The organism is Glutamicibacter sp. BW78 (assembly GCF_002332245.1).
Taxonomy (GTDB): Bacteria; Actinomycetota; Actinomycetes; order Actinomycetales; family Micrococcaceae; genus Arthrobacter_H; species Arthrobacter_H rhombi_A.
In genome coordinates, this window is the sequence record NZ_NRGU01000038.1 from 398,579 (window position 1) to 423,958 (window position 25,380).

A 25,380-nucleotide genomic window follows, 5' to 3' on the forward strand; every position below is an offset into this window, starting at 1 on the left:
ACTGGACGTGTGATCAGGTCGTTCGGTAGCAAGGACACTGAGCGAATCTGGCACGAGCAGTTCGTCAAGGGCGTTGACCGCCGCGTGCAGCGGGCGACTCTGCGGAAGCTCGAGCTGATCCACGCCGCGAAGGACGTGGAGGATCTCCGGATCCCGCCGGGGAACCGCCTGGAGCGGCTCGTCGGTGATCGTCGAGGGCAGCACAGCATCCGCGCCAACGCGCAATGGCGTCTCTGCTTCGTCTGGAGAGAGGGAGGTGCGGATGATGTCGAACTCGTCGACTACCACTGAGAACGAGATGATCGAGCCGATCCACCCTGGGGAGATCCTCATGGAGGACTTCATCGAGGGCTTCGGGATCACACAGAACAAGCTCGCCGTGTCCATCGGTGTGCCGCCACGCCGGATCAACGAGATCGTGCACGGCAAGCGTCGCATCACGGCAGATACGGCGATCCGGCTCGCACGGTACTTCGGGACGTCCGAGGAGCTCTGGATGAGTCTGCAGTCCAACTACGAGCTGCGGCTCGAGCGGCGGGCGCTGCGAGACAAGGTTGCCGCGATCACGCCGCTGGCGGTCGCGTGACCGGTCGCCTCCTCGTGCTCTCCGGCCTCCCCGGGGTTGGAAAGACGAGCATCGCCGGGGTCGTCGCTGCGCGCACGGGGTCGGTCCACCTGTCCGTCGACGAGGTGGAAGAGTCGATCCTTGCCTGCGGTCTGCCACCAGGGTGGCAAGTCGGCGTTGCCGCTTATGAGGCAACGCGTGCGATGGCAGAACAGAATCTGCGGCTCGGTCACGATGTCGTTGTCGATGCTGTCAACGACAGTGAAGAGGCTCGGCAGACCTGGCGCACTGCGGCCTCGCGAACAGGTTCACATGTCGACTTCGTGTACCTCGGGATCTCCGATGTGCATGAGCACGAGCGGCGGCTCAGCGGCAGAGATCGCGGTCTCGCCCATGTCGGCGAGCCGTCTTGGTCGGACGTGCAGCGCCGGCGCGCTGACTATGCGGCGTGGTCTGATGCAGTCTTGGAGTTCGACACGACATCGCAGTCTGCGGACGAGGTTGCAGCCGCGATCACCGCGCGCCTCGACTCGACATGAGACGACGTCGTCGCTGATGGTTCTCCGTGCCGGAACTCGGTCGACTTCCGCTTCAACGTCTAGGTTCCGGTCTGCCTGAAACCTATGTTCTTGACGGCGGCCCCCTGCTTATTGCCACCCGTGTCACGACGAAATAATGCCGTGCTCATTGTGGGGCCTCACTTCCGGGGGACTCAGCTTGCGGAGCCAGTGGGGCGCCTTAGAAAAGGGGCCAAGGCACCGCAGACATCTCACCGCGTGGGGCCGGAAACCTGCCCTCTGAGAGCAGCTGTGTGCAACGTGTAGCGAGAGATGCGAGTTCCTCGACGCTGAGCAAGTCCGCCAGTTCTTGGCCCAGCCCGCCCTGAAGCCCCTCGCTGACGCGACCTATGCCGTCGCGTTCATCGTCGGTGAGGGCTTCTCCCAGCCACCCCCACAGCACCGTCCGCAGTTTGTGGTCGCTGTGGAAGGTGAGCCCATGGTCCACACCGTGTCGACGACCGCCAGCCATCGCAAGAATGTGGTCCCCTTTGCGGTCGGCATTGTTGACGATGATGTCGAATACCGCCATGCGCCTCAGCGCCGGCGAGTCTTCGTGAACGAGCGCGACCTTCCGTCCGTTTTCATCGCGCCCCTCAAGAACGTGTTTCCAGCCTGTCTCGGGAACCTCGTCCGTGGTGACCAGGTCGACAGCGTTTTGGGATCGGTCCCGCTCCTGCCAGAGCTGCACCATTCCTTCGCCCATCGGCCCATCGCGCAGCCAAGTGCGCGGCACGATGTCCCCGCCGAGAGCCTGCGAGACCAGATATGCGGCCACTTCCCGATGAGCCAAGAGCCCCTGCGGAAAATCCCAGAGCGGAGTTTCTCCAGCTATCGGCTTATAGACAACCACCACATCGCCGATGGTGCCGAGGAACGTAGCGTTGGACGCCGTCGTGATGCGACCGGTGAGAGTCAGCTCGGCTGTCGCGAGGTCCGGCGTCGCCATCAGACCTCGGGAGTGGGACAGCTGTGCCCGTCAGCGTCTACGGGATAACCACAGAACGGGCATATCGGACGACCAGCCCCCACGATCTCGCGGGTGCGCTTGGTGAACGCGCGGGCGGTGCCGACCGGCATTCGCACCCGAAGCATTTCCGGGTCGTCAGTGTCATCCTCGACAAGCCATTCACCGTTGCCATCAGCATCAGTGATGGGGTAAGCCTCCATGACGATTTGGGCCGTGGTCGGGTCCCAACCTAAGCCCACAGCTCCGGTACGAAACTGCTCCTGGACGGCCTCGAGCTGGTCATTGTCGACTAATTCAACGGGAGTGTTCGTGGGAACACTGAAGGGGTTGCCCTCGATGGTGATGAGCTGGTCGAGAATTTCGTCGATCTTCTCCGCGAGCAGAGCAGACTGCTGCTTCTCGAGGGCGATGCTGACGATCTGCGCTCCCGTGCGCACCTGCAGGTAGAAAGTACGCGCCCCCGGAAGGCCAAGGGTGCCAACGACGACCCGATCGGGCCAGTCGAACTCGTGAACACGTGTAGCCATGTCAGTATTCTAGGCGCATGTGGTTCATGGCGCCTTTTGTCCTGCACCGCCGCCCACCGGGGCATCACCAGAAAGAGTGGTGGTAGTCAGCCACGATAGCTCGCCCGCGTGGGTATTGGTCGCGTAGACGTTCGGCCGACTCGTCCCGTAGTGCACGATCGATACAGAGGCGGGGCCGACGTTAATACGCTGGAACAGGTCAAGGTGCATGCCAAGCGCATCGGCAAGGATTGACTTGATGATGTCACCGTGGCTGACCGCAACCCATACGGCTTCTGGGCCGTACTCGGCTTCGAATCCTGCATCATGACGTCGAATTGCTGCCACTGACCGGGCCTGCATCTCTGCCATTGATTCGCCGTCCGGGAAGACGACGGCGGACGGTTGGGTCTGTACCAACGGCCACAAATCCTCGGTCGCTAGATCGCTGAGTGCACGGCCCTGCCATTGGCCATAATCGCACTCTGTCAGGGCCGGATCGACCAATGTCTTCAGCGCGCCCGTCTGGCGCTCGAGGATGTACGCGGCTGTCTGCTGACAACGCTCAAGTGGGCTCGATACCACCCCGGCGATAGGCACGGGCGCGATCCGGTCCCCGGTCAGAGCGGCCTGGTCACGCCCGACCGAGTCCAGGCTGACACCGGCGGCTCGGCCGGCTAGCAGGCCAGTGGCATTAGCTGTGGTGCGGCCGTGCCGCACGAGAAGAACTGTCGCCATCCACCCAGCCTAGTCACCCGTTAGATGAGGGGTGTGAACCGTGCGGGGACACGCGTTGACAGTTCATGCGATGGACGGGATGACCAGAGGGGGTGGCCCGTGACGTGTCGGGGTCGACTTCCTCCCTGGCGTCGGGCATACATTGGCTGACCTCGTACCGCAGTGGCGAGGAACCCAGGGCTTGTCATCTTCGGCCGGCCGTTGGAACTTTCCCTCGTTCTGTTGGATGGTTGGCTGAAGGGCCAATTTCGGGTCCATTCGACATTTATGAAGGAGCATCCAACCATGACTTTTTCCGTCTATCTTTCCGGTGAGATTCACTCCGACTGGCGTGACGAGATCCAGCGTGGTGCACAGGCTCTCGGGCTCGACGTGGAATTTACTTCGCCGGTGACCGATCACCCTGCCAGCGACGCCGCGGGTGACCACCTCGGGGAGACCTCCAGCCAGTTCTGGCGTGATCACCAGTCCTCCAAGGTCAACTCCATTCGTACGCGCACGTTGATTGAACAGAGTGATTTGGTGGTGGTGCGCTTCGGGGATAAGTACAAACAGTGGAATGCAGCCTTCGATGCCGGCTACTGCGCCGCGCTGGGTAAGCCATACATGACGTTGCACGACGAAGATATCGTCCATCCACTCAAGGAGGTCGACGCCGAAGCCCAGGCTTGGTGCAAGACCACCGATCAGGTGGTACAGACACTGCAGTACGTACTCAAGGCATAAGCCAGCGGTTGCTTGGTGCGGTAACGCGGTCGACTTCCAGCTTCAGCGTATCGCCGCGTTCCGGTTCAACCTTTGAAACTGGGCTGGCATCGGACCGTGATGCATGAACTTTGTGCTGCTGTTGCGTGCACGCCGGATCGACCGGGTTATTGGAGTGCTTCGAAGGCGTCGGCCAACGTGGCGATGGACTGACGCCCACAAAGCTCGCTGGTCGCGCCGCTCCGTAGCTGCGCTTCGACGTCCCTCATGTTCTGGCGCACCTCATCCTGCTGTGCACTCGTGCGCCGAAACGGGCTGTTCGTCCTCCTGGCGATACGTTCGATGAGAGCCTCGACCTGAGTACTCAGCAGCACCACGTGGTCGAACCGATCATAGAACCCACTCTGGTTCTCGACTCGTCCCAGATACTTCCCGGCAGCTGCCAGTTGTCCTAGTCCGTAGCACCGGTGAGGTGTCTCCGAATGGCAAGCGCTGCGAGCAACGTCGACTTCCCGGGCCCGGACATGCCCGGGGCCTGGACTCGAGGTCTGTAGCCCCCTGGGGCTTCTTCGGGCCGGATCCCGGACGACTTCCGCTTCAACGTCTAGTTCGGGGAGGGCAGGCGGATGCATCCTCTGGCCGGCGGTGCGAGCCGTCAGGGCAGATCACCTCGGATGAGAGGAGTCGGTTTTGAAGATGCGGACGTTGTGGAAAGCACCTTTGAAGCTGCGGTCACAGTGCTGGTGCAGACCTTGCCACCCGTGCGCTACTGCCCTGAAAACGGTACATATGCCGAGGGACGACGGCCGTCCTAGAGCCTTGTTGTAGCGTGGTCGATGTGGAGAATTCAAGGGCGTTCATTCGGGCACTGGAAGAGCTGCAGACCACTGAGGCAGTGACGATGGCGGGAAAGCCCGCCGGCTGGTCGACGGCGAGACGATGGTTGTTCTTGGTACTCATCGGGCTCGTGAGTCTGGTCGGCTTGGGTATGGCCATCGCTTTGGGCGTGGTTCTGCCTGCCGAGAGTCTCCGGGTCACGGGGATGACCATTTTCGGCATCATCTCGGTTTACGCCATGCTCTTCGGAGGGCTGGCCCTACTGATTACGACGTATCGGCGGCAACTCGAGTTCGCTGATCTTGAACGCGAAGGGGTCAGGCTTGAAGCTCGTGGAATGACGCTGCGCGGTATTGGTCCGATTCCCTGGCAGGATTTCGTGCCAGCCAGGAGCATGATGGTGCGCGCCGAACATAGCGGTAATTACACCCTTCGCGCCGTGATGCCGTTGACGCAGCCGGGGTTCGTCAATGTGAATCAACGGATGCCTCGGCAATTGCGCGGGCGTATCTCACCAGCCGTGGGACCGTTCTGGAACCGCCGCCACCGCTGGATCTATGTCCCCGGAGTGGAAGGGATGTCAGAGGGAGCGGTGATGGAACTCATCAACACGGCACACTGGATGTTTGGCCAAGCTGTTCACGCTCAACCATGAGCTGGCAGCGGGTCAACGTAAGGCCGGATCCCGCGCGTTCTTCGGCATGCGTTCTGGTCTGTTCAATAGAGCCGGGTCGATTGCATGACGCTGCGATGAGCATAACCGCGAATTAACAACCTCCGATGACATTCATAGGGAGGATCCGTCACTAGGTGCCATGGGCCGCACGCACCGGAGGAGGCGCGATGACTAACGTTCTCGTGACGGGCATGCTTCCGGTGTTCGGAAGATCCTTGGAGCCAGGATTCAATGTCTTCGACGTGATGCATCACGGATTCCACGAGAAGCAGATCTCCAATGTGTCCAGGTGGCTTCTGGAAGCTGACGGTTCGCACCGCCTCGGTGGCACCTTCATGAAGATCCTCATCGACGAGGTTAATTCTCAGAAGACCGGTGGAGAACCGCTTCCAGACAGCGGCTACTGGGGCCGGCACGAAGTGAACACCGCGGCGGTGGACGAGCCGACGGACATTGCCGATCTGGTGCTCGAGAGCGATGCCACGGTGCCCGTTGTTGAGAACTACTTCACCTCCGATGGCCATGCCCATAGCTACGATGGATACTTGGCCTACGGCCTACGGCCTACGCGACGGGCGTAGAGGCGTTGTCGTGCTCCTCTGCCGCGACGGTGATGAAGCGCTGCAGAGCAAGGCTGGGAGAACGCGCCAGTCCTCACTTACAGCGTGTTGATCGAGCGGCTTCGCGAAGTTATTGATCATGACACCGCATACCGGCGGCGAAGCCCGGACGCCTATTCGCTCATTGACCAAATGCATCAGAGGTTTTCGGTCGGGAGGGGACCCGTGGACGAGCAAGATGTGATCGGTTTCGTCGTCGCGATGTGCGCGACGGGCGAAGCGCGAAGATACCAGGCGAAACGGCAGGACGTCGCGGCAGAAAAGTTCGCGAACGACCTGGCTGTTCAAGCGCGTGAGCGTTTCGGTGAGAGTCCGCTGCAGCTCAAATTCGGCCCCTCTGCATGGTTTGCCAATGAGCCGGCCCCAAACTCGAGGCAGACGGTACCTGAGGTGTCAGTCGACTACTAACATATTTTTGTCACTCGCGGGCAGACCCGTGAAGTTCGGCAGAGCAACGTCATCATCAGTGAGGTGCTCGACGGGCTTGAGAATTCCGATACGAGACGTCATGACGAGATTGTGAGTCTCATGGGGAGCGATCAAAATCTGCCCTCCTCGCAGGATTAATCGATGCCCGGGTGGACTCGGCGGCTACGTCGCAGTTTAGATTCGGGTGCCTGACACTTCCGGGATGTCCGGGCGGTTTCCCAGCTCGGGGCCCAGCGTTGTGCCTCGTTCTCGAACTGATACCAAATGTTGCTGGTCGGACATCGGAGAGATTGGTCTACTAGGAAACCTGGTGTTCCACCGGAGTGAATACACGTTTGGAGCGGAGAAATGAGCATGGTCCCGATTCCTCCCACAGCATTGGTTGCGGGCCTGAGCGGGCAATATCTAGTGTCTCGTCACCGGAAGGTGTCGCCGATATCTGTGGTGTTCGCTGGTGCCGTTTCTCTGGCGTCGGGATCGCTCGCCGTGGGGAGTCTGCGCGAATTCCTGCGTCAGCGCACGAGCTTCGACCCGGTCGATGTCGAAGCCCCCACGTCCCTCATCGTGAGCGGCCCGAACCGGCTGAGCAGGAATCCTATGTACGTCGGCATGGCTGGTCTGCTGGTGTCCCAAGCGATCCTGCGTAGATCCACCATCGCTGTGCTGCCCGTGGCCGTTTTCGTCCTGGTGATCGATCGGTTGCAGATCCCCGCCGAAGAATCCGCGTTGGGCGCGAAGTTCGGGGCCGACTACAGCCGCTACCGTCGCTCGGTGCCCCGTTGGCTGGGCCGAAGTTCGTTGAAGGGGTTTGGGCGGGAGGCTTCCTGATCCGGTGGTCGGCCTGGTTATAGGTCTGAACCTAGCGCATGGAACGGTCACCGCCCCGCCCGCCTACATACTCTCTCCGCACGGCTACTTCGCCACCTCTTCCTCGGCTGTCGGATCTTCGGCAACGGCCGTGTCTTGACGGGAGGGCCAGAGGGACATTCGATGCAAGAGCTTGTCCCGCAGAACGAGGGTGTGGAGCAGGACGGCACACATATGGGCGGTGAAAGCTGCGAACAGCAGGTATGCCAGAATCGTGTGTGTCTGCCGCAGGATCGTAAACACCAGGGGGCTGTGCGGGGCAATCGCCGGCAACTGGAATTGCCCGAAGAGGACGATCGGATCCCCGGCGGCCGAGAGCATGGCCCAGCCCACGACGGGTTGGATGAGCAGCAGCGCATACATCAATAATTCGGAATACTTTGCCGCCTGGCGTTCCACGGGCCCCATGGAACTCATGAACGGAGGGGCCCGGTGCAAGATCCTGTAGACGATGCGGATCAGCACCAGGGCCAGGATGATGATGCCTAGCGGTTTATGGATGGCCAATAGGAGTGGTCGGTAGACGAGGGAAGCCATCATGACGGCGGCGATGAAGAGCTGGGCCACCACCAGGATGGCCATGGTCCAGTGAAGCAGCCGGGAGGGGAGGGCGAAACGTTCGGGTGGATAGTTTGTCTTAGTGCTCATCGAGGACCTCTTCCACCTTGATCTTGCTCGGCTGTTTCGACTCGCTGGTGCGTCGGGCGAAGGACCGCGCATAGACGGAGGAGCGTGCGTTGAGCAGGGGATCGTCTAGAGCCGTGATGCCCTCTGGCAGGATGAGTGGATCGAAATTGATGTCTCGGGCATTGCCCCGGTCTTCGGTCTGCACGGAGTCGAGGGTCAAGGTGCCCACATCTTTTGTTTTCCGGTCATCTGGCCAAGGTTTGGTCGCATCGTTTGTCTGGTCCTCGGGTTCGCCGATGGTGAGGATCAGACGCCATTGCAAGGAGGTGTCCGCCGTGGCACGGATGAGTGATTCAAAAAGGTAGTCCTGGCCCGATGGCTGCGGCGGGGTTGCTGGTTTCACGGGTTGTTCGGGCAGCATTTTCCACCGAACCGGAACCGTTTTGCCGGCCTCGTTGGTGAAACCGAAGGCGTTGAGTCCGTGGAACGTGCTGTTCTCGAACCCGGAACTAGGTGGCTGCTGGTGGACGAGCTTCATGGCAGCAACGGTTTCGGGGTGGTCTGACAAATACTCCTTCAGCTTCCGGGGGTCCGGTTTCCCGGTCTCCGGGTCGGGTTTGGAAACGAGGAGCCGATCGACGAAGTTTTGTGGGGTGCTGTCCAGGAACACGGGAATGTTGACCATGGCGGTACGCCATTGCTCACCGTTGGGAAGGCTGAAGAGCAGAGCCATTCCTCGGACGACGGCGTCGCCATCCGGTGCACAGGGTAGACCGCCGGAGAGTGAGAACCGACCGGTCACAGGAATTCTGCCGGGGCTGAAGACCGCCGCTGTGGACACGGCCGCGCCGGCTCCGTTGCTCGTGAAGTACCCGGAAGCGCTGAGTCCTTTCGCGTGATTTCGCCGGAAACCGTCATGTTGACCGAACACCGTCTCGAACCGATCAGCAAAGCGTGAAGACGTCAGCTCTTGGGGCGTGAGTACACCGCGTGCGTAGCCGTATCCGCCGACCGTTACCGCACCGATCCCGCCAACCGCTGAAAGTCCTAGGAGGACCTGGCGGCGGCTAACGGCCCGGGATAAGGGAGAGTGGGTGGGACTTCGTTCGTCGTTCATTGTTGATCTGCTCCATTCGTGACTTGGTCTAGCTGCGGCGCCTAATAGGCGGATTGGTGAACGCGAGCTCGCCGGGCGTCTGCGTAGAAAATGCTGATGAATCCGCTTTCCCAGTTGCGTGCCACGGCGTGGAGCCCCCAGAGGGTGCCACCCAGGATGCGGGCGCCCAAATGATCGTCTGCGATCTGGATGAGCTGGTCCGGTGGGGAGGCGATAGGGGAGGGGCGGGTCAGCTTTAACTGTCGAGGCGGGCTGCCCGCAGATGGTTCTTCTTCCGGTCCGGCTCTGGGGGCGTCGGCCAGAACAATTCGGGGACGTGGGTGGTTGGGTAACCACCGTGGCGGTCGTCTGGGATGAAGGTCATTCGTCGATACGGGTGGCGGAGAGACAGCGGATTTCCTGAACCTCTGTGATGGTCAATGACCACAAAACGTAAGTGTCAATTACAGATCTTATTCTTGATTTGATTAAATTAAACTGTAATGTCAGAGAAGGAGGGTGTCAACGATCCGGCGTGGTGCAGCTGTCGGCCCGCTATGCGGAGGGGCGGTCCTCGAGCCGTGCCAGATAGTCTGCCAGCGCACGACTGGCTTCGCGTACATGCGCGCGGGTGGCGTTCTCGGCGTCCTGCGGCGATCCAGCTTTGAGGGCCTTGATGATGGCGGCATGTTCTTCGAGGGCGATTTGAACACGTCCGGGAACGCGGGAGGACACGTTGTTCCCGATGCGGACCTGGCCCAAAAGGTTTTCAGCCAAGGACAATAAGCGATGGTTCCCCGAGCTTTGCCAGATGGCTTTATGAAATGCCAGATCGAGGTCTCGATAGGCCGAGATGTCGCCCTCTGACACGGCGTGGCGTTGTTGTACCAGTAGTTCTTCCAACGCGGCGACGATATCGCTGCGGGATTCCAGCTCGGCGACGCGGCGGGAAGCCACGCTATCGATGACCTCCCGGATCTCGTAGATCTCGAGAATATCTTTACGTCCCAGCTTGGGGACGAAGTAGCCGCGGTGCTCCTGGGCAACCAAGAGTCCTTGCCGTTCGAGGGCGGCCAATGCAGTGCGAATCGGTGTGGGGGACAGGCCCAACGATTCGGTCAGCGGCTGGACGGTGACACGATTGCCGGGGGCCAGCTCGCCGGAGAGGATGAGTCGACGAAGGTGCTCGTAGGCAATCTCGACGTAGCTATTGCCGCGTACCGGCAACGCGTCCTCGATCACCATGGTCGATCTCCTCTGAATATTCCCTGAGGCCACGAGCGGCCCGAGGTGTTCTCGTACTCACACCGTAGGGAGATTGTATTAGAAATCTAAATCGGCTGGGTCTGTAACCGGTCATGGTCTTGCCCCGCCGCGGTTATGGCTGGCCCCTGGTTCCGCCCCGATCGCTATCTTCCGGGCGTTTCCCCACGGGGGATCAGGCATTGAGCCGCGTCGTCTGGTCCTACGCGGACGGGCGCTGCGCATATTCGACCGCATGACGCAGCGGCACTTGCTGGGACGAGCAACTTCGATCAGCCCGGCAGCCCTGAACATCTGCGCCGTGCCGACATGGAGGTCCACCGTGATGGCCTCAGCGGTGATCCGTGGGTAGGCCTCGATGGTTCTTGCCCCCCAACGTCGGGCGTGTGCCACGGCTGCAATGGCCAGCGAACTGGCAATACCCTGTTGGCGATATCCCGCCCGGGTCCAGAAGCAGCTGATTGCCCAGACGGAGGTGTCCTCAGGCTGTTCGTGACGGCCCCGCCACGCGGTGTGGTTGGGATTGCGCAGAAGAGCGGAATAGGAGGGGCGCGGGGCTACTGCGCACCAGCCCACGGGTTCCTGATTCATGAAGGCCAATAGACCTGGTGGTGGCTCCCTGTGGCTCTGGTCGTGTAGGCGAAGACAGAGCTCATCGGCAGGCACTGTGTCGAGGGACTCGCCGGGCTCGAGTTTGTAGCGTTGGCACTGGCAGCGCGAGGCCATGCCGCGATCCCCGAACACGGTTTGCACCTCGTCCCACGAAGCGACGTCGGTTGACATGATCCTCAACTCCACATTCAAAAGTCCAGGACTCCTGGCGCGTAGCGGATAGGGATGAAGGAATAACCAGAGGCTCAAGACGTTGTGCCCAGTGGAAGCCGCCACCGGACCCCGAACAGAGGCGCGGGTGGTGGACGCTCTCGGCGCCAAAGCGGCGCAATCGGAGGTACGTGTGTCTACAGCAGAAAAAGGCCGTGTCGTTATTCTGGGCGGTCATGGCAAGATCGCCCTTCTGGCAGCCCCCAAACTCAAGGACGCCGGCTACGCCGTTGAATCCGTGATCCGCTCAGAGGCTCAGTCCAGCGATATCGAAGCCGCTGGAGCCAGCCCGGTAGTTCTGGACCTGGAAAATGCCGACGCCGAGGCCCTGAAGCAGGCGTTTTCCGGTGCACAGGCAGTGGTCTTCTCGGCTGGGGCCGGCGGAGGCAGCCCGGAGCGGACCCGTTCCGTCGATTTTGAGGCCGCGGCGCGCACCATGGACGCTGCTGAAGCGGCCGGGGTCAAGCGATACGTCATGGTCTCCTATGCGGGCGCCGGCGTTGACGTCGACCGGCTCGACCCCGAGGACGCGTTCTATCCTTATGCGCAGGCAAAGCACGACGCCGATGCACATCTGAGGCAGTCAGGTCTCGATTTCACGATTCTTGGCCCCGGACGGCTCACCCTTGAGCCAGCCAGCGGCAAGATCGTGCTCGCAGATTTCGACGGCACCATGAGCGGCCATGCGCCCTCGGGCGACCAAGCAGTGACCTCACGGGAAAACGTCGCCGAGGTCCTGACACAGGTGCTGTCGGCCAACTCGGCAATCCGCCAGACGGTGAATTTCTACGATGGCGATACCCCTGTTCCTCAGGCCATCGGCTAAGCCCGACGGCTAAAGAAGCGGCGCCCGGCCCCGAGTTGGGCGCCGCCGGTTACCGGTATCCTCATCAGCATGGCCACCACGCGAGATCCACAATTGACGGGCTCGTCCTGGCACCTGGATTCCTTTGATATCGATGCCTACCTCTCCGCGGTCGGCGTCGAGCGGGAGAAGCCGGGACTGGAGTTCCTGGAACGGCTGATCTGCGCGCATCTGGAAACTTTCCCCTTCGCCAACATCGATATATTGCTTGGCAGCCATCCAGGCGTCGAACCGGTCAACGTCCAACGGCAAATCGTGGACCGTCGACGCGGAGGATACTGCTTTGAACACGCCCAAATATTTGCCGCCGTCGCCGCAGACCTCGGTTACCGCGTCCGCCGGCAACTGGGTCGGGTGCACTCGCCATACAACACGCGGACCCATATGACCGTGGCCGTCCTGACCGAAGAGGCCTGGTTCCTGACAGATCCCGGATTCGGCTTCAGCATCCGTGGGCCGCTTTCCTTGCAACACGGTGCACACAGGAACGACGGCGGACGCGTCTTCAGCATCAGCCATGATAGCCAAGACGGAGTGGATCGCTGGTCGCTCCACCGCGACGGCGGACTGCAGCACGTGACGGATGGTTTGAAGGTCCAACCGGCAGATGTGCGTTCCGGGCACCTTGTCACGTCGACCAGTACCACCGCCGGGCCATTCACCCGGGCATTGATCGCGTCCCGATTCACCGCCGACGGGCATGTCACGGTCACCTCCGGTACCCGGACCGTCCGACGCAACAGCCAGCCCACGCGCCAGGAAACGATCACTACCGCCGAAGCCGTGGACGGCGTCCGGGAGCTCGGGGTCTCATTAACCAGCGACGAACAAAACAGGCTGCTGCGGGTCCTTGAGGGGTGGGCACCATGAGAGGGGCTGCGGCACCGGATGCCGTGGAACCAGCACGTAGTGACGGGGCAATCACGAACCCGAAACCCTGGATCCAGCGTCGAGGCACCGGAACTCCGCTCGTGATAATTCACGGCAATGGGGTCGACCACCGGCTGCTTCTGCCACTGGATCCCTGCCTGGCTACACCGGGTGACTGGGAGAGGATCTACCTTGACCTCCCCGGATTCGGGAAAACAGCTGCGCTGGAAGAACCGGGAGGACTGCCCGAACTCCTCCACTGGCTCCGCGGGACGATCTCCGACCTGGTGGGTCATGAAGAATTCGCCCTCCTGGGGAATTCGCTCGGTGGACTTCTCGCCGGCCGCATCGCTTCGATGTTCGGGGGACAGGTGCTCGGATTGGCCTTGCTGGCTCCCGTGGTTCACCCTAGGCAGCGGGACCGCAGGGTGCCGCTGCGGAGCATCCTGCACCGTGATCCTGGGTTTCTGCAGTCGCTCGACCCGTCGGATGCCCATGAATTCGAACAGATGACGGTGTATCAATCCGCCGAATCGTGGGCGGCTTTCCGTGACACCGCACTGCCGGGAATCCGCACCGCAGACACAGCGGCGGGGATTCGCCTGGCCCGTGGATATCGGCTCGATGACGAGGTCGGGCCCGATACGCCGCCACTGACGTGTCCGACGCTGATCCTCACCGGACGCCAGGACCATATCGTGGGATTCGAAGACCAGATCGGCCTCCTGCAGAGATACCCCCACGCAACCTACATGGCCCTCGACGGCGCTGGACATAACGTGCATCTGGACCAGCCTGGCCCGGTCGACATCCTCCTCAAGGACTGGATCCGACGAATCCGTCAAGCGGCGTTCTAAGGGACTTCGCGCTTGGAGACTTATCTCCTAGATTTTTTCCGAGGAACGATCGGCTCGTCGAGACTCGTTGAGGCGGGACTGTACCGGTCGTGCAATGACCCGGTGTGCCGCCAGGAATATCCGGGCCGTTCCCAGAGTTGGGTGCCATATGCGAGCAATGACCTATAGCAAGTACGGAAGCAACGACGTTTTGGAGCTCACCGAACTGGACCTGCCCAAGGTCGGTCCCGGGGAGGTGCGCATCCGCGTGACTCACGCCTCGGTCAACCCTGTTGATTGGAAGATCATGTCAGGGGGCCTTGATGGACTCATGGATGCATATTTTCCTGTCATTCCCGGATGGGACGTGGCGGGAGTAGTCGACACCGTGGGACCCGACGTCCCGGAATTCACCAGCGGTGACCGGGTCGCCGCCTATGCGCGAAAGCAGGTGGTCTCCGGTGGAACCTTCGCTGAATACGTGACGGTCTTCGCCGCGGATGTTGCCGCGATCCCGGCAGGCGTGCCAAATGCTACTGCGGCCGCACTGCCCCTGGCGGGGCTCACGGCACAGCGGAGTCTCGAAGCGCTCGACCTACGCCCGGGTGAACGACTGTTGGTTCACGCAGCCTCCGGGGGCGTCGGTACCTTGGCGGCCCAACTGGCCATCTCCGCCGGGGCGGAAGTGGTCGGCACCGCATCCGCGGCGAACCATGAGAAGCTGTCCGCGCTGGGTGTCACCCCAGTTAGCTACGGAGACGGGTTGAGCCAGAGGCTGCGCGAAATGGCCCCCGAAGGTTTCGATAAGGTCGCCGACTATGCGGGAGGAGTCCTTGAAACGACGCTGTCGGTGCTGAAAGAAGGCGGCCGCCACGTGTCGATCGCCGATCCGACCGTCACCGAACATGGTGGTCGCTGGCTATGGGTCCGCCCCGACGGTCCACGGTTGGGTGAGCTGCTGGCCCGTGTGGCAGCAGGGACTCTCGACGTCGCGATCGGTGGGGTCTACGGACTCGAAGAGACCGCTGCTGCCTTTAGTGCCTCTCAACAAGGAACGGCCCGCGGGAAGCTCGTTCTGCACATCGCGGACTAATCCGGTCACACCCCGAAGCGAGGCCGCGTCCAGGGGCGCGGCCTCGCGTGGATTTCGCTTCCGGACCAGAGGGCTCGTATCACCGCACCACCGCTCATGCAAAGATTAAATTCGACGTCACCGATATGGGGTTCGGAGACCGACGATCGGGTGTCGCGTCAAATGGGCAGCGAGACACGCCGTCATTGATTGGGAAGCTTTACAAAATCTTCGAGGATCCGCTTGATGGCGGGGACAAGTAGTTGACAATCCCCAATCTGAAGCAGACCCTTGATTTCTCGCGGGAGGATCGATGTTGTCGCGACCCTTCGAATGAATGTGACCATCGTCTCGCAAAGTTGCGACTCCATAACAACAGAATCTGAAGCGAGATTTTTATATCCAAGGGGCCCCTCCGCAGTCTATGGTTTCTCTATGTGAGACAGGCCACTCCTCGTGGTCTGTCGCAGTCAAGTGGATCGCTCGGCTGGAGAACACACCTAACTCAAGGAGGCGGAATGCGTTTCACACGTATTTCCAAGGCAGTCGCGATTGGTGCGACCGCCGCCCTGGCGCTGAGCGCATGCGCGGCCAGCACGGGCAGCAACGACTCGTCGTCCGGGGCCGCTGAAGGCGAAGGCAACGGTGGCGAGATTCGTGTCGTCGAAGTGAACGCATTCAGCTCGTTCAACGACAACACAGCCAAGGGCAATGTGGATATCAACTCCAAGATTGCCTACACCACCCAGTCGCAGTTCAACTACATCGACAATGACCTGAAGGTGCAGAAGAACGAGAAGTTCGGCAAGTACGAGGTCGAGTCCGAGGATCCGCTGACCGTGAAGTACACCATCAACGAGGGTGTCAAGTGGTCGGATGGGGAGCCGGTGAACGCCGATGACATGATGTTGGCATGGGCCATCCAGTCGGGTCACTTCAATGATGCGAAGACCGACGACGCGGGCGAAGTCACCGCCGGGACCAACTACTTCGACTACGCCGGCGACACCTCCGGACTGGCGCTGACCGACGTCCCGGAAATCGGAGACGACAACCGGTCGATCACCTTGAAGTACTCCGAGCCCTTCGCCGACTGGGAAACCAGCTTCGGCATGATGGGCGCTGCTCATGTCGTAGCCGAAAAGTCCGGCATGAAGACCGAGGAACTCACGGATCTCATCAAGACCGCACCCAAGGGCGATCCGGCCAAACCCGCCAAGAAGCCGAATGCGAAGCTGAAGAAGGCCGCCGACTTCTGGAACACGGGCTTCGACACCAAGTCGCTGCCCTCCGACGAGTCGCTCTACCTCTCGGATGGTCCCTTCATCGTCGACAAGATCGTCGCTGACCAGTCCATGACGCTGGTACGGAATAAGGACTACGACTGGGGACCGGAGCCGAAGGTCGACTCGATCGTCGTCCGGTACATCGGTGAATCACCGGCCCAGGTCCAGGCGCTGAAAAACCAGGAAGTCGATATCATCGCTCCGCAGGCCTCGGCCGATACGTTGGAGTCGCTTGAGGCCCTGGGTGATCAGGTGGTCGTGGATAAGGGAGACCAGCTCTCCTATGACCACATCGACCTGAACTACAACGGCGTCTTCAAGGACGAGGACGTCCGCAAGGCGTTCATGCACACGATTCCGCGTGAGCAGATCGTCGACACGATCATCAAGAAGCTGAACCCGGATGCGAAGCCGCTGGACTCCCAGCTCTTCGTCCCCGATAACGACGGCTACGAGGAATCGGCGAAGAACAACGGTTCAGCCGACTACCAAGAAGCCGACATCGAGAAGGCCAAGAAGCTGCTTGACGGTAAGAAGCCGAAGGTCCGCATCATGTACAGCAAGGACAACCCGAACCGTGCTGATGCTTACTCGCTGATCGCCGCATCGGCGAAGAAGGCGGGCTTCAAGGTCGTCGATGGTGGTCTGGGAGCTTCCGAGTGGGGCAGTGCCCTGGGCGGTGGCACCTATGATGCCACCATCTTCGGCTGGATTTCATCGGGCGTCGGCGTCACCGGTGTCCCGCAGATCTTCGGCACGGGCTCGGCATCGAACTTCAACAAGTTCTCCAGCAAGGAAGCCGATTCGCTCATGGACAAGCTCATCGTCACCACCGATGAGAAGGAACAGACCGACCTGCAGGTCAAGATCGACAAGTTGATCTGGGACTCGGGATACGGGCTGCCGCTCTTCCAGTCGGTCGGCGTTGACGCCTATGACTCGAAGGTTGAAGGCGTGAAGTACATGTCCAACCAGACCGGTGTCTGGTGGAACTTCTGGGATTGGAACCTGAAGAAGTAGCTACGTCGGGTAACCGGATATAAGTGCCGCTGAGGCGCCGGGACCATGATTCACGGTCCCGGCGTCTCAGTGTGCCGCTACAAACTCCGGTGGAAGGGATTCCACCGATTGGTCGGGCAGATAGCCCGCCCCGTAGTTCCTTGACCGGGCCACGAGAAGTGATTGGGTTTTCCCTCCTTCCCGAGTGCTGTGAGGTGAACTACACTTCAGCAAAAGTACTGCCGGGTGATCCCCGGTATCTTCTACCAAGAGGCTATATTTCATGGTGACCTACATCATCCGGCGGCTCGTCACTGCCGTGCTCATCCTCCTGGGCGCCTCATTCGTCGTCTACCAACTCACGGCCGCGGCGGGCGACCCGTTGGGTGACCTGCGAGAGAGCAACGCGCCGAATAAGGACCAGCTGATCCAGCAACGCGTTGCCTTGCTGGACCTGGGCACGCCCGCCCCGTTGCGCTACTTCAAATGGCTCGGAGGGGCCGCCCAATGCGTGGTTCCCCTCGTCGGCAAATGCGATCTGGGTCAGGCCATCAACGGCGAACCCGTCGTGAATGCGCTCGGCCGCGCCGCCGGCCAAACGATCCTGCTGATCACCGCGGCGACCGTCCTGGCCATTGTCATCGGCATCGGCTTGGGCATCATCACCGCCCTGCGCCAGTACAGCACCCTTGACTACTCGGTGACGTTCATGGCGTTCCTGTTCTTCTCCCTGCCGATCTTCTGGATTGCCGTCCTGTTGAAGGAATTCGGCGCCATCGGGTTCAACGACTTCCTCAGGGACCCCGTCTTTAGTCCGATGTCGATCCTGATCACCTCCATATGTCTGGGCATCGTCGTCGTGTTGTTCATGAGTGGGAACTACTTGCAGCGGAGCATCGGCTTCGTCATCGGCGCCGCTGCCACCGCTGGCCTGATGTATGCCCTGTCGGTGACGGGTTGGTTCAGGTCCCCGGGTCTGGGGCCGATCCTGATCGCCCTCTTCGGGGTGGGCGTCGCCTACCTGGCAACCCAACTGACCGCCGGAGTGAAAAACCGCAAGGCGTTGTACTCCTCGTTGCTCATGGTCCTGGCCGGGTTGATCGCCTATTACGCGCTGAACCCGTTGTTCTCGGGTATTTCCGGTTGGGGCGTCCTGGGGCTCTTCGCCGCGACCATCGTGGTTGGTTGCGTCGTTGGCTGGTTCATGGGCGGATACGACCGCGGGCAGTCCATGCGCGCCGCCGCCCTGAGCGCCTTCTTCATTGCTGGGCTCGTGATGCTGGATCGCTTCATGGTGGAATGGCCGAGCTACTTTTCCAACGGCCGCGTCAGGGGACGTCCCATCGCCACCATCGGCTCCTCGACGCCAAACCTCGAGGGCAACTGGTGGATCCAGAACCTTGACCTCTTCACCCACTTGCTGCTGCCGACCGTGGCGTTGCTCCTCGTGTCGCTGGCCAGCTACTCGCGTTACTCCAGGGCGTCCATGCTCGAGATCATGCAGATGGACTACATCCGAACCGCCCGTGCCAAGGGTCTTCCGGAGCGGACAGTGGTCATGCGTCACGCCTTCCGCAACGCGTTGATCCCGTTGGCGACGTTGGTGGCTTTCGATATTGGTGGACTGATCGGCGGTGCGGTCATCACTGAACGGGTCTTCGCCTTCACCGGTATGGGCAACCTCTTCGTGGCTTCCCTCTTGCCGATACCCGACCCGAACCCGGTCATGGGCGTCTTCCTGGTGACCGGTCTCCTGGCTCTGGTCTTCAACTTGATCGCCGACCTGGCCTATTCCGTACTCGATCCGCGCGTAAGGGTAAAAGCATGAGCAGGCCGAATCCAGAAACCCCGTCAGGGCAGATGCCCGAGGACCTCGAGGCTCCTGTTGCGCCCGAAGAAGTCCAGGGACTGTCCCAGAACGCCATTGTCCGCAAACGGTTCATGGGAAATACGCCGGCCCTCGTATCGATCGTGGTCTTCGTGGCTATCGTCGTGATGGCCTTCTCATCCATTGGCTTCGTCGGTATCCCGGGCTGGTGGCATTACAACTACGAGCAATTCAGCACCCAGATCAACGGCGGTCGCCCGACCTTCGCGAACCTGCTCAATTGGGGGGACCACCCCTTCGGGCAGGACCGCATCGGGCGGGACTATTTCGCCATGACGATGCGCGGAACCCAGCAGTCGATCATGATCATGTTCGTCATCGGTGCCGTAGGCGGATTCATCGGCGTGGTCGTGGGGGCACTCTCCGGCTACTTCCGGGGATGGATCGAAGCGGTCCTCATGCGCATCGTGGATATCATCATCATCATTCCGCTGCTGATCCTGGCTGCAGTCCTCGGACGGATCTCCGGTTCGGCGGTCAGCGGGAACTTGGCCACCGTGGCCCTGGGCTTGTTCATCGGAGTCATCATCTGGACGGGGCTCTCCCGTCTGGTCCGCGGCGAATTCCTGACCTTGCGCGAACGTGAGTTCGTCGATGCCGCCCATATCGCCGGCGCATCCAATACGCGCATTATGTTCAAGCACATCCTGCCGAATGCGGTGGGTGTCATCATCGTGAACGTCACGTTGCTGATGGCCGCAGCGATCCTGCTCGAGACGGCGTTGTCGTATCTGGGACTCGGGGTGAAATCTCCCGATGTCTCGCTGGGTTCGTTGATTTCGGATAACCAGGAAGCGTTCAGTACACGCCCATGGCTGTTCTGGTTCCCCGGGTTGTTTATCGTGGCGATCTGCCTGTCGATCAACTTCATTGGTGACGGACTTCGCGACGCCTTCGACCCGCGGCAGCGGAAATTCAAAGCCAAGAAGGCCAAGGAACGTGGAGTCCACGGGTCGGCAGTGAATGATTCGGTTTCAGCAGCCGCCATCGCCCGAAGGACCGAGGGCGGGGAGGATTCGGGACGTCATGGAACTTCTGATCCCGATGATGATGGCCCGGCCCACCGGGCCTAGCCGGGGTCGTGTCGGGATGACAGATCCCGGCACGGTCTCAAGACATCACGGCAGGCAACGTCAGGCTCAGAACAACCAGGATCAGGAGGACAGCAAGATGGGTCCAATGGATGCTTCGTTGGGTCTTCAAGGATTCCGTCGACTCAACGTCGAGGGTTCCGTCCTCGGCCATGCGAGCCAGCCGGCGCCTGACGATGTTGGCGACGACACCGGAATCACTGGACCGCTGGTCACCCGGACGAATGCTCGTATAGCTGGCGCCGGACTGGTCGCGAGACTCCGACCTGGCCGAGCGTCGAGAGTCCCGCAGCGCAGACATGACGCCGGGCGCGGGAGCAGCCCACGCAGTGAAGCGCCCCTTGGGTGTCACCAGGGCGAGCGCGTATTTGGTATCCACCAAAATGATCGTCGCCCACGGGACCTCCAAGGTCTGCAGCGGATTAATCAAGGTGACACCGGCGTCGTTCACTTCCACCCGGGGCAACCAGAAGACGATCCATGCGGAATACCCCACCAGCAGCACGGGCAGGACGGCTGGCGCCGAATACCAGCTTCCCGTCACCAGGATCGCGATGGAACCGGCGGCAGCGAGCACGATGAGCGCCATCGCCAGGATGCGAGGCCCACGGGGCCTAAAGGTGAAGTCCCGGGTCGTGCTTTCAGCAGAAGTCATAACTCCCATAGTTTCAGGATTATCGGCAGCCATGTAATCGGCGCCACACAACACCCCCGGCCGCCAGCCCACCCGGGCCGCCGCCGGAAGGAAATGAGGACCAGATGAGCCAGCAGAACCCCTCCTATCCAGAGGAAACGCCGGGCGGCGAACAGCCCGTCCTGCAGGTCAGCCACCTCTCCGTGGACTTCGGAGTGGACAAGGAATGGGTACCAGCTGCCATTGACTTGAACTACCACGTGAACGCCGGTGAGGTGCTGGCTATCGTGGGGGAGTCCGGTTCAGGCAAGTCGGCCAGTTCGATGGCCTTGCTTGGACTGCTCCCAACGAACGCCAGGGTCCGTGGCGAAGTGAAGCTCAACGGGCAGTCGCTGCTCGGGCTCTCCGGTTCGAAGATGCGCCAGGTACGCGGCAATGACGTCGCGGTGATCTTCCAGGAGCCGATGACCGCCTTGAACCCGGTCTACACCATCGGATTCCAGATCATGGAGACGCTGCGACTCCATAACCCGATTTCCCCGGCGCAAGCCCAGAAGCGGGCCCTGGAAATGCTCGAACTCGTCGAACTTCCGGATCCGATGAAGGCGTTCAAGTCGTATTCGCACCAACTCTCCGGTGGCCAGCGTCAGCGTGCCATGATCGCCCAGTCCCTGTCCTGTGACCCGAAGCTGCTCCTCGCCGACGAACCGACCACAGCGCTGGACGTCACGGTTCAGGCCGAAATCCTGGACCTCATGCGCAACCTGCGCAATAAGTTGAATTCGGCCATCGTGCTGATCACCCACGACATGGGCGTGGTTGCCGACCTGGCAGACCGCATCGCCGTCATGCGGCAGGGGCGCATCGTCGAACACGGAACCGCCCATGAGATCTTCAACGAACCGCAGCACCCCTACACGCAGGCGCTACTTGCTGCCGTGCCGAAACTGGGGACCGGGGGTGACTCGCTCGGCAGCGTGGACGTCGATGCCGCCGTGGCGGCAGCTTCAGGAACCGAGCTGGATTCCGACACGGATGAGTCCTTGGAGATTCGTGAACGCAAACTCCTCGACGAGGCCCAGGAAGCCCGGCGCGGGGCTGCGAAGATCGAAGACCGTCCGGTAGTGCTTGAGCTCAAGGACGTCGCCATCGAGTACCCGAAACAGGGGCGCGTCCCTGCCTTCCGGGCCGTTGAGGACGCGAACCTCACCGTCCACCAGGGCCAGGTCGTCGGTCTGGTCGGCGAATCGGGTTCGGGAAAGACGACCATCGGACGGGCTGCGGTTGGTCTGCTGCCCGTGGCCGAGGGGTCCTTGAAGGTCAACGGGGCGGAACTCTTCGGGCTCAAGCCCACCTCCAAGGAACTGTTCAACATCCGCCGACAGATCGGCATGGTCTTCCAGGACCCGTCGAGTTCGCTGAACCCGCGTCTTCCGATCGGGGAGTCCATCGGGGAACCGATGCTGTTGGCCAAGGTCGCCAAGGGGGTCGAACTACAAAAGAAGATCGAGACCCTGCTGGACCAGGTGGAGCTTCCGCGCAACTACCGCAACAGGTACCCCCACGAACTCTCCGGCGGCCAGAAACAACGCGTGGGCATCGCCCGGGCCCTGAGCCTGGAACCTCAATTGATGGTCGCCGACGAACCGACGTCGGCCTTGGACGTATCGGTGCAAGCGAAGGTCTTGGAGCTGTTCCAGGATCTACAAGCCCAGATGGGGTTCGCCTGCCTCTTCGTCACGCACGACCTCGGGGTGATCGACGTTCTCGCCGACCACATCGTGGTGATGCGCAACGGGCAGATCGTTGAACAAGGAAGTCGCGACGATGTCCTGCGTCGGCCCAAGGACCTCTACACGCAGCGCCTCATGGCCGCCGTCCCGGTTCCTGATCCTGACGCCCAGCGAGAACGCCGCGAACTGCGCGCCCGCCTGCTGGCCGATTCCGAAGCCTCCTGACCTACCGGTAGGGCGCGAACTGTTCAGGCCCGCCGGCACCAGATGGTGTTGGCGGGCACCATCGGCAGATCTTCACTGTGATTTGCCTCTCAACTGCAGGCCGCGTAGCTCTAGGGATTTCCTGCCGAGCGGCCCCCGTGGTGGCGGCGCCCAGAACGCCGCCGGTTCGGGCAACTTTTCACGAAGGTCTAGACTGGTCTATTGGGTCAGCCGTGGCCCCACGTCTTCGACCCAAAAAACATCAACTTGAAGCGAGCCTTTACGCATGTCAGATCTTTCCCCGGGAACCACTAGCGCTACTCGCGAGGATCTTCGCAACGTCGCCATCGTCGCCCACGTCGACCATGGAAAGACCACGATGGTCGATGCCATGTTGTCGCAGACCGGCGCCTTCTCCTCGCATGGCGACACCACGGAACGCGTGATGGACTCCGGCGAGCTCGAACGCGAGAAGGGCATCACCATCTTGGCCAAGAACACCACGGTGTTCTACTCCGGCCCCGCCGCCAACGGCCACGACGTCACCATCAACGTGATCGACACCCCCGGCCACGCCGACTTCGGTGGCGAGGTCGAGCGTGGACTGTCCATGGTCGACGGTGTCGTCCTGCTCGTGGATGCCTCGGAAGGCCCGCTGCCCCAGACGCGTTTCGTGCTGCGTAAGGCCCTGACGGCAAAGCTTCCGGTCATCCTGGTCGTGAACAAGACCGACCGTCCCGACGCCCGGATCGACGGTGTCGTCTCCGACTCCATGGACCTGCTGCTGGGCCTGGCCTCGGACCTCGCTGAGGAAGTTCCGGATCTGGATCTCGACTCCGTGTTGAACGTGCCCGTCGTCTACGCCTCAGGCAAGGCAGGCCGTGCCTCGAAGATCCAGCCAGAAGACGGATCCTTGCCGGACAGCGAAGACCTCGAGCCGCTGTTCGCCACCATCATGGAACACGTTCCGGCCCCGACGTACACCCCCGGTGAAGTCCTGCAGGCCCACGTCACCAACCTCGACGCCTCGCCGTTCCTTGGACGTCTGGCCCTGATGCGCGTCTTCAACGGCACCTTGCGCAAGGGCGCCCATGTTGCCTGGGCCCGCCAGGACGGCCAGCTGAAGACCGTGAAGATCACCGAACTGCTGGCCACCAAGGGCCTCGGCCGTGTGGCCGCAGCAGAAGCCGGACCGGGCGAGATCGTCGCCGTCGCCGGCATCGAGGACATCATGATCGGCGAGACGCTCACCGACGTGGAGAACCCCAAGCCGCTGCCGTTGATCACCATCGACGATCCCGCGATCTCCATGACCATCGGCATCAACACCTCGCCGTTGGCCGGAAAGGTCAAGGGGGCCAAGGTCACCGCCCGCCAGGTCAAGGACCGTCTGGATAAGGAACTCGTTGGCAACGTGTCGCTCAAGGTTCTGCCGACCGCACGTCCGGACTCCTGGGAGGTTCAGGGCCGTGGCGAACTCGCTCTGGCGATTCTGGTCGAGCAGATGCGCCGCGAAGGCTTCGAACTAACGGTTGGCAAGCCGCAGGTCGTCACTCGGACCGTGGATGGCAAGATCCACGAGCCGATGGAACTGATGACCATCGACGTCCCCGAGGAATACCTGGGCAACGTCACCCAGCTCCTGGCCGGCCGTAAGGGCCGCATGATCAACATGGCCAACCACGGAACCGGCTGGGTCCGGTTGGAATTCACCGTTCCCGCCCGTGGCCTGATCGGCTTCCGCACCCGGTTCATGACCGATACCCGTGGTGCAGGCATCGCCTCATCCATGGCCGACGGCTACGAGGCCTGGACCGGCGATATCGAATACCGGAACAACGGCTCGATGATCGCTGACCGTGCAGGCGTCGTGACCCCGTTCGCGATGATCAACTTGCAGGAGCGTGGCTCGTTCTTCGTCCAGCCGACCTCTGAGGTCTACGAAGGCATGATCGTCGGAGAGAACTCCCGCGCCGATGACATGGAGGTGAACATCACGAAGGAAAAGAAGCTCACCAATATGCGTGCCGCTTCCTCGGACTCCTTCGAAAACCTCACACCGCCACGCCACCTGACGCTGGAGGAGTCGCTCGAGTTCGCCCGCGAAGACGAGTGTGTTGAGGTCACCCCGGATGCCATCCGTATCCGCAAGGTCATCCTCAACTCCAGCGAGCGCGGTAAGGCTTCCCGCTCACGTGCCCGCGCCTGATCAAACGACACGCCGGTTCACGCCGGTGATCACCGGCACCCTCGTCGCCATTGTGGCGGGGGTGCTGGCTGCTGTCTTCGGCACGCTGCTGCACGGGCAGATCTACTATGCGGGGGAGACACCCCTGCCGTGGGGTGCTGTGCTGGCACTACTTCTGGCGGGAAGCCTCGCCACCGTTGCCGGACTGTATGCCGAAAAAATTTGGGCTGCAGCAGTCTGCGGGCTGATCACCTATGGGCTGGTTGCCTGGGCCAGTCTGGATGCACATAACCACCTGCTGATCGGGTGGTCCAGCCACGAAACGCTGCCAGGGCCTGCCCTGGCCGCAGCGATATGGACCTATGGGATCGCAGCCTCCACGGTGGTTGCGCTGCTGATCACCGCCGGCGGGCTGAGCGCCCGGCGTCGCTAGGCA

General features: G+C 61.6%; 25 protein-coding genes. 18 read left to right on the forward strand and 7 right to left on the reverse strand.

The window, feature by feature from the left end:
• The first annotated feature begins 9 nt into the window (after nt 1-9).
• The 3 genes from CIK75_RS12140 to CIK75_RS12150 are packed head-to-tail and all read left to right on the forward strand — an operon-like array spanning nt 10 to nt 1,104.
• On the forward strand, nt 10-291 hold the full coding sequence (locus CIK75_RS12140) for a type II toxin-antitoxin system RelE/ParE family toxin (RefSeq protein ID WP_086999544.1): 282 nt from the start codon (nt 10-12) through the stop codon (nt 289-291).
• Nucleotides 266-586, forward strand: a complete 321-nt coding sequence (locus CIK75_RS12145; RefSeq protein WP_087000027.1) for a HigA family addiction module antitoxin — start codon at nt 266-268, stop codon at nt 584-586. Before CIK75_RS12140 ends, CIK75_RS12145 begins: the two co-directional genes overlap by 26 nt.
• The gene (locus CIK75_RS12150; RefSeq protein ID WP_158225965.1) at nt 583-1,104 is read left to right on the forward strand and encodes an AAA family ATPase; all 522 of its coding nucleotides are present in this window, start codon (nt 583-585) and stop codon (nt 1,102-1,104) included. Before CIK75_RS12145 ends, CIK75_RS12150 begins: the two co-directional genes overlap by 4 nt.
• A 199-nt stretch (nt 1,105-1,303) precedes the next feature.
• Here CIK75_RS12150 and CIK75_RS12155 read toward each other — a convergent pair whose 3' ends face one another.
• From CIK75_RS12155 to CIK75_RS12165, 3 genes are read right to left on the reverse strand one after another with little or no spacing between them, the layout of a single operon-like run.
• Entirely contained in the window at nt 1,304-2,071 is a 768-nt protein-coding gene (locus tag CIK75_RS12155) for an SCO1664 family protein (protein ID WP_096224374.1), read from the reverse strand.
• Nucleotides 2,071-2,619, reverse strand: coding sequence for a DUF3090 domain-containing protein (locus tag CIK75_RS12160; RefSeq protein ID WP_096224375.1), 549 nt, complete (start codon nt 2,617-2,619; stop codon nt 2,071-2,073). Before CIK75_RS12160 ends, CIK75_RS12155 begins: the two co-directional genes overlap by 1 nt.
• A gap of 24 nt (nt 2,620-2,643) precedes the next feature.
• Entirely contained in the window at nt 2,644-3,336 is a 693-nt protein-coding gene (locus CIK75_RS12165) for a histidine phosphatase family protein (protein ID WP_096224376.1), read from the reverse strand.
• 285 nt (nt 3,337-3,621) lie between these two features.
• On the opposite strand from CIK75_RS12165, the gene CIK75_RS12170 reads away from it, so the two are divergent.
• From CIK75_RS12170 to CIK75_RS12195, 5 genes are all read left to right on the forward strand, one after another.
• Nucleotides 3,622-4,062 carry a YtoQ family protein gene (locus CIK75_RS12170; protein ID WP_086999554.1) on the forward strand — a complete coding sequence of 147 codons (441 nt, stop codon included), beginning with the start codon at nt 3,622-3,624 and terminating at the stop codon, nt 4,060-4,062.
• A gap of 808 nt (nt 4,063-4,870) precedes the next feature.
• Nucleotides 4,871-5,533: a hypothetical protein gene (locus tag CIK75_RS12180; protein WP_096224377.1), complete on the forward strand. Its 663-nt coding sequence runs from the start codon at nt 4,871-4,873 to the stop codon at nt 5,531-5,533.
• A 188-nt stretch (nt 5,534-5,721) separates the two neighbouring features.
• The gene (locus CIK75_RS12185) at nt 5,722-6,135 is read left to right on the forward strand and encodes a PD-(D/E)XK nuclease family protein (protein WP_096224378.1); all 414 of its coding nucleotides are present in this window, start codon (nt 5,722-5,724) and stop codon (nt 6,133-6,135) included.
• Between the two features lie 204 nt (nt 6,136-6,339).
• Nucleotides 6,340-6,582, forward strand: a complete 243-nt coding sequence (locus tag CIK75_RS12190; RefSeq protein WP_143413345.1) for a hypothetical protein — start codon at nt 6,340-6,342, stop codon at nt 6,580-6,582.
• A 447-nt stretch (nt 6,583-7,029) separates the two neighbouring features.
• Nucleotides 7,030-7,431 (forward strand): isoprenylcysteine carboxylmethyltransferase family protein, encoded by a 402-nt coding sequence (locus tag CIK75_RS12195; RefSeq protein WP_198962440.1) that lies wholly within the window; start codon nt 7,030-7,032, stop codon nt 7,429-7,431.
• Between the two features lie 84 nt (nt 7,432-7,515).
• On the opposite strand, the gene CIK75_RS12200 is transcribed toward CIK75_RS12195, so the two are convergent.
• The 3 genes from CIK75_RS12200 to CIK75_RS12210 form a co-directional block, all read right to left on the reverse strand.
• Nucleotides 7,516-8,118, reverse strand: a complete 603-nt coding sequence (locus tag CIK75_RS12200) for a cytochrome b (RefSeq protein WP_096224381.1) — start codon at nt 8,116-8,118, stop codon at nt 7,516-7,518.
• Nucleotides 8,108-9,214, reverse strand: a complete 1,107-nt coding sequence (locus CIK75_RS12205; RefSeq protein ID WP_096224382.1) for a catalase family peroxidase — start codon at nt 9,212-9,214, stop codon at nt 8,108-8,110. Before CIK75_RS12205 ends, CIK75_RS12200 begins: the two co-directional genes overlap by 11 nt.
• Before the next feature lie 534 nt (nt 9,215-9,748).
• On the reverse strand, nt 9,749-10,438 hold the full coding sequence (locus tag CIK75_RS12210) for a GntR family transcriptional regulator (RefSeq protein WP_086999568.1): 690 nt from the start codon (nt 10,436-10,438) through the stop codon (nt 9,749-9,751).
• A gap of 973 nt (nt 10,439-11,411) precedes the next feature.
• On the opposite strand from CIK75_RS12210, the gene CIK75_RS12220 reads away from it, so the two are divergent.
• The 7 genes from CIK75_RS12220 (at nt 11,412) to CIK75_RS12250 (ending at nt 20,167) form a co-directional block, all read left to right on the forward strand.
• The gene (locus CIK75_RS12220; protein ID WP_087000029.1) at nt 11,412-12,104 is read left to right on the forward strand and encodes an SDR family oxidoreductase; all 693 of its coding nucleotides are present in this window, start codon (nt 11,412-11,414) and stop codon (nt 12,102-12,104) included.
• A gap of 69 nt (nt 12,105-12,173) precedes the next feature.
• The gene (locus tag CIK75_RS12225; RefSeq protein ID WP_086999571.1) at nt 12,174-13,013 is read left to right on the forward strand and encodes an arylamine N-acetyltransferase; all 840 of its coding nucleotides are present in this window, start codon (nt 12,174-12,176) and stop codon (nt 13,011-13,013) included.
• The gene (locus CIK75_RS12230) at nt 13,010-13,870 is read left to right on the forward strand and encodes an alpha/beta fold hydrolase (RefSeq protein WP_086999573.1); all 861 of its coding nucleotides are present in this window, start codon (nt 13,010-13,012) and stop codon (nt 13,868-13,870) included. The genes CIK75_RS12225 and CIK75_RS12230 overlap by 4 nt, the downstream gene beginning before the upstream one ends.
• A 157-nt stretch (nt 13,871-14,027) precedes the next feature.
• Nucleotides 14,028-14,942 (forward strand): NADP-dependent oxidoreductase, encoded by a 915-nt coding sequence (locus CIK75_RS12235; RefSeq protein WP_342744384.1) that lies wholly within the window; start codon nt 14,028-14,030, stop codon nt 14,940-14,942.
• Nucleotides 14,943-15,439: 497 nt separating this feature from the next.
• The gene (locus CIK75_RS12240) at nt 15,440-17,227 is read left to right on the forward strand and encodes an ABC transporter family substrate-binding protein (RefSeq protein WP_086999577.1); all 1,788 of its coding nucleotides are present in this window, start codon (nt 15,440-15,442) and stop codon (nt 17,225-17,227) included.
• Nucleotides 17,228-17,489: 262 nt separating this feature from the next.
• Nucleotides 17,490-19,034, forward strand: a complete 1,545-nt coding sequence (locus CIK75_RS12245) for an ABC transporter permease (RefSeq protein ID WP_086999579.1) — start codon at nt 17,490-17,492, stop codon at nt 19,032-19,034.
• Between the two features lie 32 nt (nt 19,035-19,066).
• The gene (locus tag CIK75_RS12250; protein ID WP_241895442.1) at nt 19,067-20,167 is read left to right on the forward strand and encodes an ABC transporter permease; all 1,101 of its coding nucleotides are present in this window, start codon (nt 19,067-19,069) and stop codon (nt 20,165-20,167) included.
• 37 nt (nt 20,168-20,204) lie between these two features.
• On the opposite strand, the gene CIK75_RS12255 is transcribed toward CIK75_RS12250, so the two are convergent.
• The gene (locus CIK75_RS12255) at nt 20,205-20,840 is read right to left on the reverse strand and encodes a PH domain-containing protein (RefSeq protein WP_158225966.1); all 636 of its coding nucleotides are present in this window, start codon (nt 20,838-20,840) and stop codon (nt 20,205-20,207) included.
• Between the two features lie 104 nt (nt 20,841-20,944).
• Between CIK75_RS12255 and CIK75_RS12260 the strand changes: the two genes are divergently transcribed.
• From CIK75_RS12260 to CIK75_RS12270, 3 genes are all read left to right on the forward strand, one after another.
• Nucleotides 20,945-22,777, forward strand: a complete 1,833-nt coding sequence (locus tag CIK75_RS12260) for an ABC transporter ATP-binding protein (protein ID WP_086999585.1) — start codon at nt 20,945-20,947, stop codon at nt 22,775-22,777.
• A 265-nt stretch (nt 22,778-23,042) separates the two neighbouring features.
• Nucleotides 23,043-24,965 (forward strand): translational GTPase TypA, encoded by a 1,923-nt coding sequence (typA, locus tag CIK75_RS12265; protein ID WP_096224383.1) that lies wholly within the window; start codon nt 23,043-23,045, stop codon nt 24,963-24,965.
• Nucleotides 24,952-25,377 carry a hypothetical protein gene (locus CIK75_RS12270; protein ID WP_086999589.1) on the forward strand — a complete coding sequence of 142 codons (426 nt, stop codon included), beginning with the start codon at nt 24,952-24,954 and terminating at the stop codon, nt 25,375-25,377. The genes typA and CIK75_RS12270 overlap by 14 nt, the downstream gene beginning before the upstream one ends.
• Nucleotides 25,378-25,380 lie beyond the last annotated feature (3 nt).